Here is an 18,648-nt window from a genome sequence, read left to right on the forward strand (position 1 = left end):
ACGGAGACGACAATGCAATTTTTCCTTGAAGTGACACTGAGCGGCTTGCTCTCGGGCCTGATGTATTCGCTGGTGGCGCTAGGTTTCGTGCTGATCTACAAGGCTTCCGGCGTATTCAATTTCGCCCAGGGCGCCATGGTCTATTTTGCGGCGCTGGCGGTGGTCGGCCTGATGGACAAGGGCTGGCCGATGTGGGCGGCGATCATCGGCGCTTTTGCTGTAATGATCGTGGTGGCGGTGGCGACCGAGCGCCTGGTGCTGCGCAAGCTGGTCAACCAGCCGCCGATCACCTTGTTCATGGCCACCATCGGCCTGGCTTTTTTCCTGGAAGGACTGGGGCCGATGCTGTTCGGCAGCGAAGTGCGGGCAATCAACCTCGGTATCGTCGACGAGCCGATTGCCTCGGTCATGGACAGGTTCGGCATAGGCATCTCCAAATTCGACCTGTTTGCGTCCGGCATGGTGATCGGGCTGGTGCTGCTGCTGGCGCTGTTCTTCCAGAAAACCAAGGTCGGCCGGGCCTTGCGGGCGGTGGCGGACGACCACCAGGCGGCACTGTCGCTGGGCATTCCCTTGCGCCATATCTGGGTCATCGTCTGGGGCGTGGCCGGTTTTGTGGCGCTGGTTGCGGGTTTGCTGTGGGGTTCGCGCAACGGCGTCCAGTTTGCGTTGACGATGACGGCCTTGAAGGCTTTACCGGTATTGATTCTCGGCGGCTTTACCTCGATCCCCGGGGCGATTGCCGGCGGCCTGATTATCGGCGTATCCGAAAAGCTGGCGGAGATCTATATTCCGCCGGTCATGCAAGACATGTTCGGCGGTAATTTCGGCGGCATAGAAGGATGGTTCCCTTATGTGTTCGCGCTGCTGTTCCTGCTGGTGCGGCCGGAGGGGCTGTTCGGCGAGCGGCATATCGATCGTGTGTGACATTTTTGGCGCTGGCGGGACCTTGAGAATTAGAATGGAGACATGCCATGTTTTATCGTGAAGCCGGACAGTTTAAAACTTCGTACATCGCGGATAGCCAGATATTCCCGATCCGGCAGGACCGCATCGGCATGGCTATCGTGCTGGCGGTCGCCTTTGTCGGCATTCCTCTGATCGGCAGCGAATACTGGTTTTCCGCGATACTGATTCCCTTCCTGGTGTTTGCGCTGGCGGCGCTGGGCCTGAACATACTGACCGGCTACGCTGGCCAGCTGTCGTTGGGTTCGGCCGCGTTCATGGCGGTCGGCGCCTATGCTGCCTACAATTTCCAGCTGCGGGTGGAGGGCATTCCGATCCTGCTGTCCTTCATCCTGGCAGGCTGCTGCGCGGCTGCGGTCGGCGTCCTGTTCGGCCTGCCTTCATTGCGGATCAAAGGTTTTTACCTGGCGGTGGCGACGCTGGCCGCGCAATTTTTCGTGATCTGGGTGCTGACCAAGTTTCCCTGGTTTTCCAACGACAGCTCTTCCGGCGTGATCAGCGCGCAAAAGATCAACCTGTTCGGCATCGCCATCAACAGCCCGGTCAGGAAATACCTGTTCGTGCTGGCGATTGTCTGCGTCATGGCGCTGCTGGCGAAAAACCTGGTGCGTTCTTCCACCGGCCGCGCATGGATGGCGGTGCGCGACATGGACGTGGCGGCGGAAGTGATCGGCATCCGCCTGATGCAGACCAAGCTGCTGGCGTTTGCCGTCAGCTCGTTTTTCTGCGGCGTCGCCGGCGCCCTGTACGCCTTCTGCTACCTGGGGTCGGTGGAGCCGGACGGCTTTTCGCTGGACTTGTCGTTCCGCATCCTGTTCATGATCATCGTCGGCGGCGTCGGCAGCATCCTCGGCGCTTTCCTCGGTTCCGCCTTCATCCTGCTGCTGCCGATTTTCCTGGACAACGTCTTGCCGCCGCTGGCGACCTGGCTGCACCTGCCGTTCACCAACGCCACGGTGTCGCATATCCAGATGATGCTGTTCGGCGCCCTGATCATTTTCTTCCTGATTGCAGAACCGCACGGGCTGGCGCGCCTGTGGCAGATCACCAAGGAAAAACTGCGCCTGTGGCCGTTCCCGCATTAGACCGATGCGGCAGTTTTTTAGCAGTCCCCCAGTCCCAATAATTAGCACGACAAAAGGAGACAAGATAATGAAAAACCTCAAACGGATCATGCTCGCCATGGCGGCTGCGGCCTGCCTGCTGGCGCCGGCCTTGCCCGCGATGGCGCAGGCAAGCGACCAATTCATTGCGATTCCCAGCTATCGGGTCGGCCCCTACGGCACCAACGGCCAGTCGTATTACGGCGGTTATATCGACTACCTGAGCTACGTCAACCTGAAGGAAGGCGGCATCAACGGCGTCAAGCTGTCCTGGGAAGAATGCGAAACCGAATACAACAACGCCAAGGGCGTCGAATGTTACGAGCGCCTGAAAGGCAAGAACCCGGTCACCAAGGGCACCGCCATCAACGCCATGGCGACCGGCATCGCCTATGCGCTGATCGACAAGACGGCGGAAGACAAGGTGCCGCTGCTGATGGTCGGCTACGGCCGCACCGATGCGGTGGACGGTTCGGTGTTCCCGTATGCCTTTCCGCTGGTGACGACCTACCAGATGCAGGTGTCGGCGATCGTGAAATACCTGGCAAGCAAGAACGGCGGTTCGCTGGCCGGCAAGAAGATCGTGTTCCTGTACCACGACTCGGCCTACGGCAAGGAACCGATAGTGGCGCTGGATGCCGAAGCGACGCTAGGTAAATTCAAGCTGGTGCAGATCCCGGTGGCCCATCCCGGCAATGAGCAGGGCGCGCAGTGGCTGAAGATCCGCCAGGAAAATCCGGACTACGTCATTTTCTGGGGCTGGGGCGTGATGAACCAGACCGCCTTGAAGGCAGCGCAGAAAGTCGGATTCGCCCGCGACAAGATCATCGGCTCCTGGTGGGCCGGCTCTGAGGAAGACACGGTGCCGGCCGGCGATGCTGCCAAGGGTTACCTGAGCGCCACCTGGAACGTATCCGGCAAGAGCGTGCCGCTGATCGCCGATATCGAGAAGGTGGTGTACGGCGCCGGCAAGGGCAACATGCAGGACAAGGCCAAGATCGGTTCGATCCTGTACAACCGCGGTGTATCGGCTGCGCTGGCTACAGTGGAAGCGATACGCACCGCCCAGGCCAAGTACGGCAAGGGCAAGGTAATGAGCGGCGAAGACGTGCGCTGGGGGCTGGAGAACCTGAACATCACCAACGCACGACTGCAGCAGCTGGGCGCTTCCGGCCTGCTACCTGAGATCAAGACGTCCTGCGACAACCATGAGGGCTCGGGCAAGATCAAGATCCAGCAATGGGATGGCGGCAAGTGGGTCTTGGTGTCCGACTGGATCGAAGGCAACAAGAACCTGATCCATCCGCTGTTCAAGGCTTCCGCTGCGAAGTATGCAAAAGAAAAAGGCATCACGCCCGCCTGCATGAAGTAGTTCCGGCGCCGGTGCCCGCTTGGGCTGCCGGCGCTTTTTACTGCATAGCTGAGGAAAGCATGGGTACAGCACTCAACATCAATAACATCGAAGTGATCTACGACCACGTCATCCTGGTGCTGAAAGGCGTATCGCTGGCGGTGCCGGAAGGGAAGATCGTCGCTTTGCTGGGCGCCAACGGCGCCGGCAAAAGCACGACGCTGAAAGCGATCTCCAACCTGCTGTCGGCGGAACGCGGCGATGTCACCAAAGGCAGCATCGAATACAAGGGCGAGCGGGTCGACCGCCTGACGCCGAACGACCTGGTCAGGCGCGGCGTGATCCAGGTGATGGAAGGACGCCATTGTTTCGGCCACCTGACAGTGGAGGAAAATCTCCTGACCGGCGCTTATACGCGCCAGGTCAGCAATATCCAGGTCAGGCGCGACCTGGAAAGGATCTACGACTATTTCCCGCGCCTGAAAGAACGGCGCAAATCGCAGTCCGGTTATACCTCCGGCGGCGAACAGCAGATGACGGCGATCGGCCGCGCGATGATGGCCAAGCCGTCGATGATCTTGCTGGATGAGCCGTCGATGGGGCTGGCGCCGCAGGTGGTCGAGGAGATCTTCGAGATCGTCAAGGATTTGAACCGGCGGGAAAACGTGTCTTTCCTGCTGGCAGAACAAAACACCATGGTGGCGCTGCGCTACGCCGATTTCGGCTACATCCTGGAAAACGGCCGGGTGGTGATGGAAGGCGCCGCCAGCGAGCTGGCCAGCAACGAGGATGTGAAAGAGTTCTACCTGGGGGTGTCGGGAGCGGGGCGCAAGAATTTCCGCGACATGAAATTCTACCGGCGCCGCAAGCGCTGGCTGGCCTGAGGTTATCGCTACGCCGTTTTTCCGTCCACGCATACAGGTCCGCCATGTCCGATACTCTCGACTTTCTTGAACAACGCCATCCCTTGCAACGTGAGGCGGATCTGATGGGCGGCTTGCCGCAATTGATCGCGCGGGCGCAGGCTGCAACCGGCTGGGGCCGCATCCTGCACGGCGTAGCTGCCGGCGAGATCCGTGACCGCGCTGCGCTGGCGCAATTGCCGCTCACGCGCAAATCCGATTTACATGAACTGCAGGCGGAGCAACCGCCGTTCGGCGGCCTGAACACCACGCCGCACCGTCAGTTGCGGCGCTTATATGTATCGCCCGGACCGATTTTCGATCCTGAAGGCTACGGCCAGGACTGGTGGCGTTTTTCCCGGCCGATGCGGGCCCTGGGGCTGCGCGCCGGCGACCTGATACAGAATTGTTTCGCCTACCATTTCACGCCGGCCGCCTTCATGGTCGAAGGCGCGGCCAGCAAGCTGGGCTGCGCCGTGATCCCGGCCGGCATCGGCCAGACTGAGCTGCAGGTGCAGGCGATGTCGGCCTTGCGGCCGGACGCTTATGTCGGTACGCCGTCCTTCCTCAAGATCATCATCGAAAAGGCGCGCGAGATGGGCGCCGATATCGGCACCGTGCAACGGGCGCTGCTCAGCGCCGAAGCCTTGCCGCCGTCGCTGCGCCAGTGGTTCCACGATAACGGCGTGCCGCATGTGCTGCAATTGTATGCCTCGGCCGACGTCGGCAATATCGCTTACGAGTCGCTCAGCAACGGCCGCCTCAATCCGGGTATGATCCTGGATGAGGACCTGATCCTGGAAATCGTGCGGCCCGGCAGCGGCGACCCGGTTGCCGCCGGTGAAGTGGGCGAGGTGGTGCTGACTTCTTTCAACCCCGATTATCCTTTGATACGGTTCGCCACTGGGGATTTGTCCGCGGTGCTGGAAGGCGTCTCGCCCTGCGGCCGCACCAATACCCGCATCAAGGGCTGGATGGGACGCGCCGACCAGGTGACCAAGGTGCGCGGCATGTTCGTCCATCCGTCGCAGCTGGCGGAAGTGCTGAAGCGCCATCCTCAGGTCATGAAAGCGCGGCTGGTGGTCAGCGGCGCCATGGCCAACGATGTCATGACGCTGCATTGCGAGGCGCAGGACGCGCCGGCATCGGCCGCGGAACAGATTGCGGACAGCCTGCGCGAGATAACCAAACTGCGCGGCGAAGTTTTATTTGTCGCGCCGGGCAGCCTGCCGAATGACGGCAAAGTCATCGAGGATGCCCGCAAATACGAATGAGGGCAGCATGTCGAAACAAGTGATCGTGATTACCGGCGCCAGCCGCGGCATCGGCGCCGCCACCGCGCATCTGGCGGCCGCCCGCGGCTATGCCGTATGCGTCAATTATGTGCATAACCGCAGCGCCGCCGAGCAGGTGGTCGATGCCATCCGCCAGGCCGGTGGCGAAGCCTTGGCGGTAGCCGGGGATGTCGCGGTCGAGGCCGATGTCTTGAAGCTGTTCCAGACCGTCGATGCGCAACTCGGCAAGCTGGCCGCGCTAGTCAACAACGCCGGCATCCTGGAGCGGCAGATGCGGGTGGAGGAGATGGACGTGGCGCGTTTGCAGCGTGTGTTCACCACCAACATCGTCGGCAGTTTCCTGTGCGCCCGCGAAGCGGTGCGGCGCATGTCTACCAGCCTCGGCGGCCAGGGCGGCGCCATCGTCAACCTGTCGTCGATGGCGGCCAAGCTCGGCGGTCCGGGCGAATATGTCGATTACGCCGCCTCCAAGGGTGCGATCGACGCCATGACGGTCGGCCTGGCGAAGGAAGTCGCCGACCAAGGCATCCGCGTCAACGCGGTGCGGCCGGGCGTGATCTATACCGACATCCACGCCAGCGGCGGCGAACCGGGCCGGGTCGACCGGGTCAAGGATACGGTGCCGATGCAACGCGGCGGCAGCGCCGAGGAAGTGGCGCGCGCGATCATGTGGCTGGTGTCGGACGAAGCATCGTATTCGACCGGCACATTCATCGATGTCGCCGGCGGCCGTTAATCAGAGGATGGATCAGACGGTAGAAGCGATGATTCGAGGTGAAGGCGTCCGACCTTGACCCTAGCTACAACAGTTTGATCGGGATACGGTTGGGATCATGTCTGGCGGTGGTTTGTCGCGCAATGCTTTTGCGGATGGCCGTAAGTCGTTTGTTATCGCGATAGAGCAGGTTGTAACTTTCAAATGGAATCATTTTTCCATCAGCTTGGGCAAAATGTATGCAGGATTTTTTCAGGGCGCGAACATCCAAAGAATATGCATCCATAAACTGCACAATCAATACCCGAAAAACATTGTCGTATCGCAGCGTCTGCGGCGCAGAAATCAAAGGCAGGCAACACATTAATTCAGAAAGACAGTTGGCTTGTGATTCCGGGGAATGGTTAGTCGAAAACAGTTTAAATACCTGGTCTTTCATATTCTTTTTGAACGCATCGTCGCGCTCAAAAACTATCGTGTTGCCGCTACCTTCCACTAGCGATTGCGGGTCAAGATATCGGGTAAGCGGGACGATTTTTTCGTCGGTTTTGAGGGCGTAAGCCATTGCCAGAGTATCGGGATTGCAAGGCACCGGGACGATATCTTGCAAGGTGAATACACTGGTTTGCTCTGCGATCTTGCGACGTATTTCAGAAACGGTCAGGCGATGCAGGCGAGGATCGTAATTTTCAACACGACCAGCATCTTGAATCGGCTGCAACGTGACGCCGCGAACACACGGTTGCGTCAAGGCGAAGTCGATAATGGTGCCAATCTCATCATCATTCAAACCTTTTTTCAGCGTTACCACCAAAGTGGTGGATAAACCAGCTGCATTCAGATTTTTCAATGCTTGTAGCCGGATGCGGCTTAAATCAGCGCCGCGTAATACCTTATGTACTTCTGCACGCATGGAATCGAATTGCAAATACACTTCTATTCCTGGCGCATAGCCTGCCAAGCGTTGCACAAACTCAGGATCTTGCGCCAATACGATGCCATTGGTGTTAACCATCACATGTTTGATCGGACGGGCTTTGGCAGCATCGAGAATTTCCCAGAATTGCGGATGTAAAGTGGGCTCGCCGCCGGACAATTGCATGACATCAGCCTCGCCTTCATTGGCCACAACAGCGTCAAGCATCTTGATGACGTCCGCCAAGGGTTTATGCTGTTCCCGATGCGTGCCGCTTTCTGCATAGCAAACGGGGCAATTTAAATTGCAGTTGTCGGTAATCTCGACAATGGATAAGCAAGAGTGCTGCATGTGGTCTGGACACAGGCCGCAATCATAGGGACAGCCGTATTCCATTTTAGTGTTAAACATTTGCGGCATTTCCAGATGTTTGACGAACACTTCGCGGCACAAACGATAATATTCGACATCATCGCTAACCAGCACGCGTTCGCTGCCGTGCGCAGTACACCACTTATCCATGTAGACATGATCATCTTTAAAGATGATCTTGGCTTCAACCGGATGCAGGCAGGTAGAGCAGACTGAAGTAGTCGTATCGTAAAAAAGGTAGGGGCGGATTTTACGCGTCATCGTTGGCTCGAGTTAGGCGGTGCGGGATATTGTTGTCTTGATTCGATGGCAGCTTGGCGTAGCAATGCCATTCTTTCTTGTGCCGCTTGTATGTCTGCCTGAGACATGGATGCCTGCAGTTTGGTGAGTGTGTCACTGCCCGGTTGCATCAAGAGAAAAGATAAGGTTTTAATTTTAGCCGCTGTGTCAGTTTCTTTTGAAATTTGAAATTTGTATCTAATCGCGGTGTCGAATGGATATCTGCAGTCTAAAATGCTGCGCGCAAGCCAAAGGTCTGCTTGCTGTATGTCTTGCCCGATAATCCCGCCATTGCGATATATTTCACTAACGTCAAACGCAGAAAAGCGATTGAAAAACACAGGTGAAGGGCTGCAAGAACGTGTAGACGATCGTTTTAATAATTCAACTCCGCGCAGGGGATCCAGGGGCAATTGTTCTGCGTTGAGAGGCCTGGCGTAGGACCGTCGGTTGGAGCCGTTGAGTAAAAGCCAGCCCAAGACATATTCCGCAGGACCATATTGTTTGGCAGCGGCTTGTTCGAGTAAAGTGATACCTGTGGGGATGTCTCTTTCCAGGCTTGGAGAACCATTTATATATTCCATTCCAAGTTGTGTCATGGCCTCCAGATCACCGCGACTGGCTGCTACTTTATACCCTTCAATTCTTTTTTTCTGCATTTCTGCATTCGCACGCTCTGCATTTTTTTGTTGCACGCTGTTGACGATGGAGGCAGTGATACAACCCGTACCACCAATCAAACTCAAACTCACTATCAGTAATGCTGCACGTGATCGATCACGGGAAAAGAGGCGCATTTTTTTTAAAATTCAAAAATTGTTTGATTACAAATGGGAGATAGCACAGTAAAGCCAACAAACACATGATCTGTATGCCGCTAAGGCCACCGGCATATTCATAAGGAATCGGTTTGATGCCATCGACGAGTAAGCGCCACAGTAAATAGCCTGATAGATAAAACTTGAAGAGAAGGCCCGGACTTTCGCGCCAGCGTTTTTGAAAAAATAGAATGGCGCCACCCCAAACTAATACAAAGAGGATGTCATACAGTTGCGTGGGGTGGCGAAAAATGCCATCGCCAAAGTCGACCCCCCAAGGCATGTGGGTGGCTACGCCATAAGTGCCGTCGTGTAGTCCTGCCAGAAAACAACCGATGCGCCCGACGGCGGTGCCCAGCATCAATGGCAAAACAAAGTGGTCGCCTGTGGAGCGTTGAGAGCGAATCAGTTTTTTTGCAATCTCTACGCCACACAACCCGCCGAGCAAACCACCGACGATAGATTGTCCCGACATCCAGAGATTGATATCTAACGAAGACGATGCCCATAACTGCGGAAACTCCATCCAGAACACCAACTTGTTTCCGATCGCTGCGCCGAGTACGCAGCCGATGATGATGGCGTATTGTCCCGGTTCCAAGATGCCGGAGAGGCCTTGGCGGGCACGTTGCCAGCGATATAGCTGGACGCCGGAGGCGATGGCTGCCCATTCAAAAAACAGATGGATGAGGTGTGCAGTCGTGCTGGAAAAGACAACTGCTTTCATTATTTGGATTCGTCTTGATCTGGCTGTATCGCAAAATCTGATTTTTTTGCAATGCGATATATAACGAAGCCGAGCGCGATACTAATTCCTACTCCTGCGCACCCAAGAAAAAAAATGGACGACAGGCCATCCCCATTGGTTTTGTAGCTACTGCCAGACACAATCCCTAGAAAGCCACAGAGCCCAAAGCCGACCATCAGTACTAAAAAAAACATGATGCTTAGGGCTTTGAACAGTGTTTTCATGGGAGCCTTGCTGGGATTGAATTTGGCAGCGAAGATTGATTATATAGTTTTTAGTTGCCATTAAGTAATTTGTTGCGCAGTTTCGTGGGAATGATTTTATTGCTGAACCTGAATTAATACGCTGATTTTCTCCATGCCAAGCGAGGCATTTTGGGCAAAATCCCAGTTGCTTCTAAAAAATTGATAAAATGAGCAGAGTTGGCGAAAACCTGATCCAGTGATTCACTGTCCAATGCTGCAAGCAACGGCGCCGTGCCCGGGCAACCCCTCTGTTGGTGCGCTTCGCGGGTCATGCGGCAATTTTTTGTACAAGAGCAATTTATGATGGAGTTATCAAGAATGAAGAACCTGATCGTAGTCGCGGCCCTGGTGGCCTTGAGCGGTTGCGCTGTAACGCCGAATTCGGCAAACGTATATACCAGCCACCAAGCCCAGGGCGAGCAATCGGTACGGATGGCGGTAGTTGATTCGGTGCGTCCGGTCACTATCGACAAGAACAGCGGTGGTAGCGCCGGCACCTTGGCTGGCGGCGCGCTGGGCGCGGTGGGCGCCGGTTCGCTGATCGGCAAAGGCAACGGATCGATTGCGGCCGGCGTAGTCGGCGCAGTGCTCGGCGGGATTGCCGGCAACCAGGTGGAAAACAACCTGAACCAGCGTCCGGGCCTGGAAATCACAGTACGCCTGAGCAACGGCGAATTGCGCGCCATTACCCAGGATGCGGACGAGCGTTTCAACGTCGGCGACCGTGTGCGTTTGCTGTCTTCCGGCGGCGTTACCCGGGTAACCCACTAAGCGCGGATCAAGCGGCTGTAAAGTCAAAAAGGCTGGAAGACATGATTGTCTTCCAGCCTTTTTTATTGTGCGGGCAGCGCCGGTCGTTGGTTACTGGCCGCCATTATGGATCACCACCAGCAGGGCGGTGGCGGCATTCTTGCCGACATTCTTGATGTAGTGGGGGCGGTCCGCCGCATAACGCGCGGTTTCGCCGACCTTGATCTTGGTGACGTTGCTGCCGCTCTGGACTTCCAGCATGCCGGACAAGACCGTCAGGTGTTCGCGCGAAGCCGGTTCGTGCGCCTCCGAGTCGAGGCAGCCGCCGGGTTCCACCGACAGTTCATACCATTCGAACTGGCCGGCCAGCTCGATCGGTCCCAGGATGCGCAGCACGCAATGGCCGTCGCGCGAACGCAGCGAAGGCGTGGCGTGGCTGGGCAAGGTTTCAATCGAGGCCGGCACCGGCTGGTTGCCGTCCACCAGCAGCGAGATCGGCACGCCGAGGGCGTTGGCCAGGCGCCACACCACGGCAACCGTGGGATTGGCCTGGTTGCGCTCGATTTGCGATAGCATGGACTTGGAGACGCCGGCGCGTTTCGACAAGGCATCCAGCGAGAGCCCGTCGGCCTGGCGCAGCTTGACCAAGGTATCGCCGACCTTGGGCGGTGCATCCTCCAAATTTTTTCCTGAATTGCTGCTCATCTGGTTGACAACCTCGTTTTTGTGCATTATCGTGGAATTCTTGTTCGATATATCGAATTAAAGCAATATATTATATAAGATCGAGGCAGACAATGACACAAGACATCACTACCCAGGCTGGCGCTCCCGGCTTCTACGGCCACCTGCGCGACGAGCTGGCCGGGATCCAGGCCGCCGGCCTGCTGAAAAGCGAGCGCCTGATCCTTGGCCCGCAGGGCGGCAAGATCAATACCGCCAATGGCGAATTGATCAACCTGTGCGCCAACAACTACCTCGGATTGTCTTCGCACCCGGCCTTGATCAAGGCCGCCCACGCCGCTCTGGACAGCCATGGTTTCGGCCTGAGTTCGGTGCGTTTCATCTGCGGCACGCAAGATATCCATCGCGAACTGGAACAGCGCCTGGCGCAGTTCCTCGGCACCGAAGACTGCATCCTGTACGCTGCGGCGTTCGACGCCAACGGCGGCCTGTTCGAGCCCTTGCTGGGCGAGCAGGACGCAATCATCAGTGATGCGCTCAACCACGCTTCGATCATCGACGGCGTCCGCCTGTGCAAGGCGAAACGCTACCGTTACGCCCACAACGACATGGAAGACCTGGAGCGCTGCCTGAAGCAGGCCAAGGCCGACAACGCTCGTTTCTCGATGGTGTTTACCGACGGCGTGTTTTCGATGGACGGCACCGTGGCGCAGCTCGATGTGATCCGCCAGCTGTGCGACAAATACGGCGCCTTGCTTGGCGTCGACGACTGCCACGCCACCGGTTTCATGGGTGCGCGCGGACGCGGCACGCATGAAGCGCGCGGCATCTTCGGCAAGGTCGATGTGATTACCGGCACCCTCGGCAAAGCCTTGGGCGGCGCCAGCGGTGGCTTCACCGCCGGCCGGCGCGAAGTGATCGACCTGCTGCGGCAACGCTCCAGGCCATACCTGTTTTCGAACACCCTGATGCCGGCGATCGTCGGCGCTTCGATCGAGGCGCTCAACCTGCTGGAAGCATCCACCGAACTGCGTGACCGCCTGGAACGCAACACCGTCTATTTCCGCAAAGCCATCACGGAAGCCGGTTTCGAGATCAAGCCGGGGACCCACCCGATCGTGCCGCTGATGGTATACGACGCCGTGGTCGCGCAAAACCTGTCGCGCCGCCTGTATGAGCTGGGCGTCTACGCGGTCGGTTTCTTCTATCCGGTGGTGCCGCAAGGACAGGCGCGGATCCGGGTGCAGATGTCGGCGGTGCATGACGAAGCAACATTGCAGCGTGCCGTGGGCATTTTCCGGCAAGCCGGCGAAGAGCTGGGCCTGGTGAAGAACTGAAGAGCAGAATTGAAGAGACAAGCGATGAAAAAAATATTGGTAATCGGCGCTAACGGCCAGATCGGCACCGAACTGACGACCGCACTGGTCAAGCTGCATGGCGCAAAACAGGTTGTCGCGAGCGATATACAAGCGCTGGGCCGGCACCAGGAACTGGCCTACGAAAAACTGGACGTGACCGATGCCAAACACTTGGCCGAGGTAGTGCAGCAACACGATATCGGTGAAATCTATCACCTGGCGGCCGCCTTGTCGGCCAAAGGCGAAGAGCATCCGGAGTGGGCCTGGAACTTGAACATGACCGGCTTGCTGAATGTGCTGGAAGTGGCGCGCCAGGCCAAGCTGTCGAAAGTGTTCTGGCCCAGCTCGATCGCCGCTTTCGGCCCGTCGACTCCGCGCGACAATGCGCCGCAGGTCGGCGCCATGGATCCGAAGACCGTCTATGGCATTTCCAAGCTGGCGGGCGAGCACTGGTGCAGCTGGTATGCGGAAAAATACGGCATGGATATTCGCAGCCTGCGTTATCCTGGCCTGATCAGCTATTCCGCCGAACCCGGCGGCGGCACCACCGACTATGCGATCCAGGCCTTGTTCGCTGCTGCGGCGGGCGACGATTACACCAGTTTCCTGGATGTCGACAGCACGCTGCCGATGATGTACATGCCGGACGCCGTGCGCGCTACCATCGAATTGATGAGCGCGCCGAAGGAACAGCTGAAAGTGGCCGGTTCCTACAACCTGGCGGCGTGGAGTTTTTCGCCGCGCGAGCTGGTGGCTATCATCAGGCAGCATTACCCATCGTTCAGCATCACGTACCAGCCGGATTTCCGCCAGGCGATCGCCGATGCATGGCCGCGCTCGATCGACGATTCCAAGGCGCGCGAAGAGTGGTCCTGGTCTCCCGCATACAGCCTGGCCGACATGGTCGACGACATGCTGGCGCACCTTGCCGCGCGCAAATCGGCAATTCAAGAACAGGTGGCCTGAGGCCATCCTCCATTTGTTGCGGAGGGCAGGGGAGCGCCGTTTTCTTTATGAGAACGGATTCAGCAGGCGCACCCCTGTGCCGAGAAAATCATTGGTGTTGCGGGTGACGATCGTGAGTCCGTGGATCAAGCCAATGGCGGCAATCTGCTTGTCGATCGGATGCTGATTGCTGGGTGACATCAGCTTGCCCCAAACCTGGGCGCAATCCTCATCGAAAGCCAGGATGCGGTCAGCATATCCGGCGACAAGAATATCCAGCCATCGCTCTAACGCCTTGGCTTGCACCGTATCTCCGCGGTTCTTGATGATCTCGACGCCGCGGCGGATTTCACCTATCGTCTGCACTGAGAGGTAGAGCGAATCCGGATCGACAGACTGCCAGAATTCCCTGGCTCCCCGGTTTGCTTTTTTTCCTTTACGTGCTTCGCTGATCACGTTCGTGTCGACCAGATACATGCTTTATTCCTGAATATCGCGCGAATTGAAATCCGCATCTTCGCCGGCATTCGGCATGCTAGACAACACTTCCGCAAGCGATTGCCGCTTCGGACGCTGCAATGCGGCTCGCAGAATTTCCCTATGCTCGGCTTCAGCGCTGCGGCCGTGGGATGCCGCGAGCTGCTTGAGGGCCAAGGCTACATCTTCCTCTACATTTCTGACCACCAGATTTGTTGCCATAATGTTTCCTGAAACGATGATTGCATTGATAGCATTCTAGCGTAATACTGCTATCAATGCAATCATGCTGCGCAAAACAAGGAGCGGAGCACAAGATGGCTTTCCAGCCCTTCATTATTGCCGAGAGACGGTGACGATGCTATTTGCTTTGTCTTATTTGCCTGCTCAACATAACTTGATCGAGGCGCTTGAAGAAACTGGCCGGATCGTATTGCGCCGATCGGGGCGGCCTGCTATTTTTCCAGCGCCTTGATTTGAGTGCTCAGTTTTTCCGGCACCGGATAACCTGGGTAGGCTTGGTTGAATTTTTCCCATTCGTCCAGGGCATCCCGGCGCAATCCCGCCTTGATCATTTCCTCGATCACCGATAACCAGGCTTCGGCCTTGGTGCTTGCCTCGGGTTTGGCCGGAGCGACGACTGGCGCCGGCACAGAGGGCTCCGGCGCGGCGGCAACCTTCGGTACAGGGATGACTATCGCCCTGACGCGTGAATCGGGCGTTTCCTTGCGCGCAAGCTGCTCTGGCGCCGCCGCATAATTTTGACGGGTTGCAGTTTCAGCGGCGCCAAGTTGCGGATTTGAATCCGCAACGCCGGCTTCGGCTTTGGCTTGAGCAGGCGCGGATGCCGCAGGCGGTGGTTCCTGCCTGGCGGGTTTGGGCCGAGCCGGTTGCGGCGCCGTGCGCTGCTTGCCTGCTGCAGGAGGCGGTGGAGCGGCGGCAGGTGCAGCCGGCGGCGGGGCTTCTGCCTGCGGCGCTTGCGCAACTTGCTCCGGCTGTTCGATTTTTCTCGCTGGTTCAGCAGGCTCCACTACCGGCTCGTTCTGCCAGCGCAACGTCACCAGGGTAGCCAGCACCACGCTGGCGGCCAGCGCCAGTTGCGTGTTCCAGCGCCAGCGCGGTTTCCCGGGTTTGCCTGTCTTGGGCGGCGGAGCGTCGTTGGCGGCCTCGCGCACTGGGACCGCAGCCGCGGTCAGGGCTTCTGCCTGCGCCAGTATTGCTGCATCCAAATCCGCCGAGGGCGAGGGCTGCGGCAATCTTCGCAGTTTGCGCGCCAGGTCGCCTTGGCCTTGCAGGAATGCCTCGAATTCGGCGTCGTCGTGCTTGTTGTCTTCGGCAGTCATACCGCCTCCTCATTGGAAGTCAGGTCCGGCACCAGGTGCTGGCGCAGTTTGCGCATCGCATAGCGCAAGCGGCTCTTGACGGTTTCTACCGGCACAGCGGCAATCTGCGCGATTTCTCCTAGGCTCATGTCGTTGAATTGCTGCAAAATCAGGGCCTCTTTCTGTTCGCCGGGCAAGCTGCGTATCGCCGCGTGCAGCTCGGCGATACGCTGCCTGTGTTCCAGCGCGGCTTCGGGCGACATTGCTTCCTGGGCGGCGTCGGCCAAATAGTCGAATTCCGCTCCGGCTTCATCTGCGGCGCCGATATCACTGCTCAGCAACACCTGGTGCTGGCGCAGCAGGTCGACCAAGCGGTTGCGCGCAATCTGGAACAGGTAAGTGCGGAAACTCGATTCCGGCTGGTAGCGGGCGCGTGCGTGATGCACGCCGGCCCAGGCATCCTGCGCGATTTCATCGACCCAGTCGCGGCGCGGCGAGCGCCATGCAATGAAACGATACAAGCCGCGGCTGTGGCGCCGGTACAGTTCCTTGAACGCGCCGAGGTCGCCGTCACGGTACTTGAGCATCAGCGTTTCATCGGAAAGTTCGGCGTACATGGCGGCTTGTTGTTGTGATTCTTTGTACTGTCGGGTGATAGCGGCGATTGTGAGCGCAGCCGTGCAAGAATGCAACAGCCGGATGCAGCGGCATTTTTTTTTACGCCGCCATCAATTTATTTAACCCCGTTTGTGAACCTGGCTCGTTTCATATGACAAGCCAGGGTATCGGCACTAACGGAGAATAAAATGTTACGACGCTTGCTTGGCGCTTTATCCATGCTGGTCCTTCTGCTTCCCGCAGCGCAAGCGAAATCGATCGTGCGCCCGCCGCCGCTGATAGTGGCCGGCGGTGAACAGCCGATTGTGCTGCAAAGCCTGCACATCGACGGAGAAATCAGCGGCGGCCTGGCCCAGACCACGGTCCGGATGGTGTTTTTCAACCCCAACCAGCGGCCGCTCGAGGGACAGTTGCAGTTTCCCTTGCTGGACGGCCAGCAGATCACGGCGTTTGCCCTGGATATCGAAGGCAAACTGCGGCCTGCGGTGCCGGTGGAGAAAGCCAAGGGCCGCCAGGTATTCGAAGCGATCGAGCGGCGCCGGGTCGATCCCGGCTTGCTGGAAACCACGCAAGGCAACAATTTCCGCTTGCGCATCTTCCCGATTCCCGCCAACGGCAGCCGCACTGTAGAGATCAAGTACATGGAAGCGCTGTCGCGCCAGGGAAAACACTGGGTGTACAACTTGCCGCTGGCCTATGACGATCGGGTGCGCGACTTCGACCTGAACCTGGCGGTACATGGCGCCAGCGCCGCGCCGCAAGCCGGCGGCGCACTAGGTTCAGTCACGTTTACACAGGCCGGCGAGCAGTACCAGGCGCATATAGTCAAAAGCCGGTTCGCCGCCAGCGGCGTGCTCAATATGCTGGTTCCTGCCAGCGACAAGCCGCAGACCTATCTCCAGCTGCGCGACGACCAGACCTGGTTTGTCACCGAAATACCGGTGACCGAGACACGTACGGCGCGCAGCCTGCCGAAGGTGATCGGCTTGCTGTGGGACAGTTCGGGTTCCGGCGCGGCGCGCGATCACGATTCCGAATTTGCCGTGCTCGACCGCTACTTCAAAACTGCCGGCAACGCAGAGATACGTCTGACACGGCTGCGCGACAGGCCGGAAGCCAGCGCCTGGTTCCGTGTCGTCAACGGCGACTGGAGCGCGCTGCGCCAGGCCTTGCAAAACATCGCGTACGATGGCGCCAGCGCTCTTGGCGATTGGCGGCCGCAGGCCGACGTCGGCGAATATCTGCTGGTCAGCGACGGCTTGAGCAATTACGGCAGCGCGCCTTTCCCCAAGCTGGGCGCCGGCCAGCGGCTGTATGTGCTGAACGCCGCGCTGACGGCGGACAGCGCCCAGCTCGCTGCCTGGGCTGAAAACACCGGCGGTCGCCTGCTGCAGGTGTCGCCGCAACTGGTGGCAGCGGCGGCGCAAGCCTTGCTGACCGAGTCGACCCATATAGATGCCCTGAACGCGGTTGGCGCTACCGACCTGCAAGTCGAATCGCATGAGGTGGCCAACGGCGTCATCCGCGTGGCGGGCCGCCTGCGCGGCGCCGATGCGCAACTGACGCTCAGCCTGCGACAAGGCGGCCGCCAGCAGATCAAGACCGTGCCGGTCTCCGCCACCGCGCCAGCTCATCCGCTGGCGGCTTATTTGTGGGCGGGATATCGCTTGCGCGAACTGGCGGCCGACCAGGACCTGCATCGCGCCGAAATCCGCCGCATCGGCCAGCAGTTCGGCCTGGCGACGCGCGAGACTTCGCTGATCGTGCTGGAGCGCCTGGACGACTATGTACGCTATGACGTTGCTCCGCCGGAGGAATACCAGGTCGCATTCAAGCAATTGAAAGCACTGCGCGAGTCGGATATCAGGCAAGCGCGCGATAAGCATCTGGAAACCGTGATTGAACAATTCCAGCGCAAGGCCGCATGGTGGGAGAAAGATTTCCCTAAAGGCGCCGCGCCGCAATCCAAGCCGCAGGTGCCGGGCCGGCTCCGATACATAGAACGGCCGGACATCGATGCTGCCGCACCGGTGATGCAAGCACCGTCTGCTCCGGCTCCCGCTGTCAGCGCCCGGCAGAATTTTGAAGCGGGTTCGAATTATTCGGCAAAATCCAAGGCGGATTCGGATATCGTTTCGACTGCGCCCGAGATCAGGATGGCGCTGAAAAAATGGAGTGCGACAGCGCCATATATCGATCGTCTCAAATCGGCCACGCCGGAAACCGTGTACGCCATCTACCTCGACGAAAAGCCCGGCTACGCGAACAGCAGCGCTTTCTTCCTCGACGCCGCCGATATCCTGCTGGAGAAAGGGCAGCGCGACCTGGCGTTGCGTGTGTTGTCCAACCTGGCCGAGATGGACCTGGAAAACCGCGCCGTACTGCGCATACTGGGCTACCGCCTGCTGCAAGCCGGCGCGCCGGAATTGGCGATACCGGTGTTCGAGAAGGTCAGGCGGCTGGCCGAAGAAGAGCCGCAATCGTTCCGCGATCTGGGGCTGGCGTATGCCGCCAACAAGCAGTACCAGCAAGCCATCGACCAGCTGTACGAAGTGGTGCTGCGCCCTTGGGACGCCCGTTTCCCGGAAATCGAGACCATCGTGCTGGCAGAATTGAACGCGATTGTCGCCACCTCCGGCGTGTCGCTCGACACCAGTCGTATCGATCCGCGCCTGCTGAAGAACATGCCGCTCGATTTGCGCGTGATCATGACCTGGGATGCGGACAATGCCGACATGGATTTGTGGGTCACTGATCCGAACGGTGAAAAATGCTACTACGGTC

At 58.6% G+C, this 18,648-nt stretch carries 19 protein-coding genes; 10 read left to right on the top strand and 9 right to left on the bottom strand.

The genetic code is table 11. From position 1 onward, the window contains the following. Positions 1-12 precede the first annotated feature (12 nt). The 6 genes from JWQ61_RS20240 (at position 13) to JWQ61_RS20265 (ending at position 6,353) form a co-directional block, all read left to right on the top strand. A complete protein-coding gene (locus tag JWQ61_RS20240) occupies positions 13-927 on the top strand; it encodes a branched-chain amino acid ABC transporter permease (RefSeq protein WP_304362092.1) in 915 nt (304 codons plus the stop codon). A gap of 47 nt (positions 928-974) precedes the next feature. Next, positions 975-2,051: a branched-chain amino acid ABC transporter permease gene (locus JWQ61_RS20245; protein ID WP_304362093.1), complete on the top strand. Its 1,077-nt coding sequence runs from the start codon at positions 975-977 to the stop codon at positions 2,049-2,051. A gap of 67 nt (positions 2,052-2,118) precedes the next feature. Continuing rightward, the gene (locus JWQ61_RS20250) at positions 2,119-3,441 is read left to right on the top strand and encodes an ABC transporter substrate-binding protein (protein ID WP_304362094.1); all 1,323 of its coding nucleotides are present in this window, start codon (positions 2,119-2,121) and stop codon (positions 3,439-3,441) included. Positions 3,442-3,500: 59 nt separating this feature from the next. Continuing rightward, positions 3,501-4,304 carry an ABC transporter ATP-binding protein gene (locus tag JWQ61_RS20255; protein ID WP_041741993.1) on the top strand — a complete coding sequence of 268 codons (804 nt, stop codon included), beginning with the start codon at positions 3,501-3,503 and terminating at the stop codon, positions 4,302-4,304. Positions 4,305-4,348: 44 nt separating this feature from the next. Beyond that, positions 4,349-5,596, top strand: a complete 1,248-nt coding sequence (locus JWQ61_RS20260; protein ID WP_304362095.1) for a phenylacetate--CoA ligase family protein — start codon at positions 4,349-4,351, stop codon at positions 5,594-5,596. Positions 5,597-5,603: 7 nt separating this feature from the next. Further along, complete coding sequence (locus tag JWQ61_RS20265; RefSeq protein WP_304362096.1) at positions 5,604-6,353, top strand: SDR family oxidoreductase; 750 nt, start codon at positions 5,604-5,606, stop codon at positions 6,351-6,353. Between the two features lie 64 nt (positions 6,354-6,417). Here the strand turns inward: JWQ61_RS20265 and JWQ61_RS20270 are convergent, their stop codons facing one another. From JWQ61_RS20270 to JWQ61_RS20285, 4 genes are read right to left on the bottom strand one after another with little or no spacing between them, the layout of a single operon-like run. Further along, a complete protein-coding gene (locus tag JWQ61_RS20270) occupies positions 6,418-7,881 on the bottom strand; it encodes a radical SAM protein (protein WP_304362097.1) in 1,464 nt (487 codons plus the stop codon). Continuing rightward, complete coding sequence (locus JWQ61_RS20275; protein WP_304362098.1) at positions 7,878-8,651, bottom strand: tetratricopeptide repeat protein; 774 nt, start codon at positions 8,649-8,651, stop codon at positions 7,878-7,880. The genes JWQ61_RS20270 and JWQ61_RS20275 overlap by 4 nt, the downstream gene beginning before the upstream one ends. A 25-nt stretch (positions 8,652-8,676) precedes the next feature. Continuing rightward, positions 8,677-9,444, bottom strand: a complete 768-nt coding sequence (locus tag JWQ61_RS20280) for a prolipoprotein diacylglyceryl transferase (RefSeq protein ID WP_304362099.1) — start codon at positions 9,442-9,444, stop codon at positions 8,677-8,679. After that, positions 9,444-9,689 carry a hypothetical protein gene (locus tag JWQ61_RS20285; protein ID WP_304362100.1) on the bottom strand — a complete coding sequence of 82 codons (246 nt, stop codon included), beginning with the start codon at positions 9,687-9,689 and terminating at the stop codon, positions 9,444-9,446. The genes JWQ61_RS20280 and JWQ61_RS20285 overlap by 1 nt, the downstream gene beginning before the upstream one ends. Before the next feature lie 339 nt (positions 9,690-10,028). Here JWQ61_RS20285 and JWQ61_RS20290 point away from each other — a divergent pair, with 339 nt between their 5' ends. Beyond that, a complete protein-coding gene (locus tag JWQ61_RS20290; RefSeq protein ID WP_304362101.1) occupies positions 10,029-10,481 on the top strand; it encodes a glycine zipper 2TM domain-containing protein in 453 nt (150 codons plus the stop codon). A 90-nt stretch (positions 10,482-10,571) separates the two neighbouring features. Here the strand turns inward: JWQ61_RS20290 and JWQ61_RS20295 are convergent, their stop codons facing one another. Continuing rightward, positions 10,572-11,141 (bottom strand): helix-turn-helix domain-containing protein, encoded by a 570-nt coding sequence (locus tag JWQ61_RS20295; protein WP_304362102.1) that lies wholly within the window; start codon positions 11,139-11,141, stop codon positions 10,572-10,574. 116 nt (positions 11,142-11,257) lie between these two features. Between JWQ61_RS20295 and kbl the strand changes: the two genes are divergently transcribed. Together kbl and JWQ61_RS20305 are read left to right on the top strand one after the other, a co-directional pair. Then, entirely contained in the window at positions 11,258-12,481 is a 1,224-nt protein-coding gene (gene kbl / locus JWQ61_RS20300) for a glycine C-acetyltransferase (protein ID WP_304362103.1), read from the top strand. A gap of 24 nt (positions 12,482-12,505) precedes the next feature. Beyond that, complete coding sequence (locus tag JWQ61_RS20305; protein WP_304362104.1) at positions 12,506-13,468, top strand: NAD-dependent epimerase/dehydratase family protein; 963 nt, start codon at positions 12,506-12,508, stop codon at positions 13,466-13,468. Between the two features lie 45 nt (positions 13,469-13,513). On the opposite strand, the gene JWQ61_RS20310 is transcribed toward JWQ61_RS20305, so the two are convergent. The 4 genes from JWQ61_RS20310 to JWQ61_RS20325 all read right to left on the bottom strand — a co-directional run bounded on the left by JWQ61_RS20310 (position 13,514) and on the right by JWQ61_RS20325 (position 15,863). After that, positions 13,514-13,924 (bottom strand): type II toxin-antitoxin system VapC family toxin, encoded by a 411-nt coding sequence (locus tag JWQ61_RS20310; protein WP_304362105.1) that lies wholly within the window; start codon positions 13,922-13,924, stop codon positions 13,514-13,516. Between the two features lie 3 nt (positions 13,925-13,927). After that, entirely contained in the window at positions 13,928-14,146 is a 219-nt protein-coding gene (locus JWQ61_RS20315) for a DNA-binding protein (protein ID WP_304362106.1), read from the bottom strand. A 233-nt stretch (positions 14,147-14,379) separates the two neighbouring features. After that, positions 14,380-15,267, bottom strand: coding sequence for a hypothetical protein (locus JWQ61_RS20320; protein ID WP_304362107.1), 888 nt, complete (start codon positions 15,265-15,267; stop codon positions 14,380-14,382). Continuing rightward, entirely contained in the window at positions 15,264-15,863 is a 600-nt protein-coding gene (locus JWQ61_RS20325; RefSeq protein ID WP_304362108.1) for a sigma-70 family RNA polymerase sigma factor, read from the bottom strand. Before JWQ61_RS20325 ends, JWQ61_RS20320 begins: the two co-directional genes overlap by 4 nt. Before the next feature lie 219 nt (positions 15,864-16,082). Between JWQ61_RS20325 and JWQ61_RS20330 the strand changes: the two genes are divergently transcribed. Next, a partial coding sequence (locus tag JWQ61_RS20330) for a VIT domain-containing protein (protein ID WP_304362109.1) occupies positions 16,083-18,648 on the top strand: 2,566 nt, incomplete at its 3' end.

Source organism: Collimonas fungivorans (assembly GCF_028292705.1).
Lineage (GTDB): Bacteria > Pseudomonadota > Gammaproteobacteria > Burkholderiales > Burkholderiaceae_D > Collimonas > Collimonas fungivorans_B.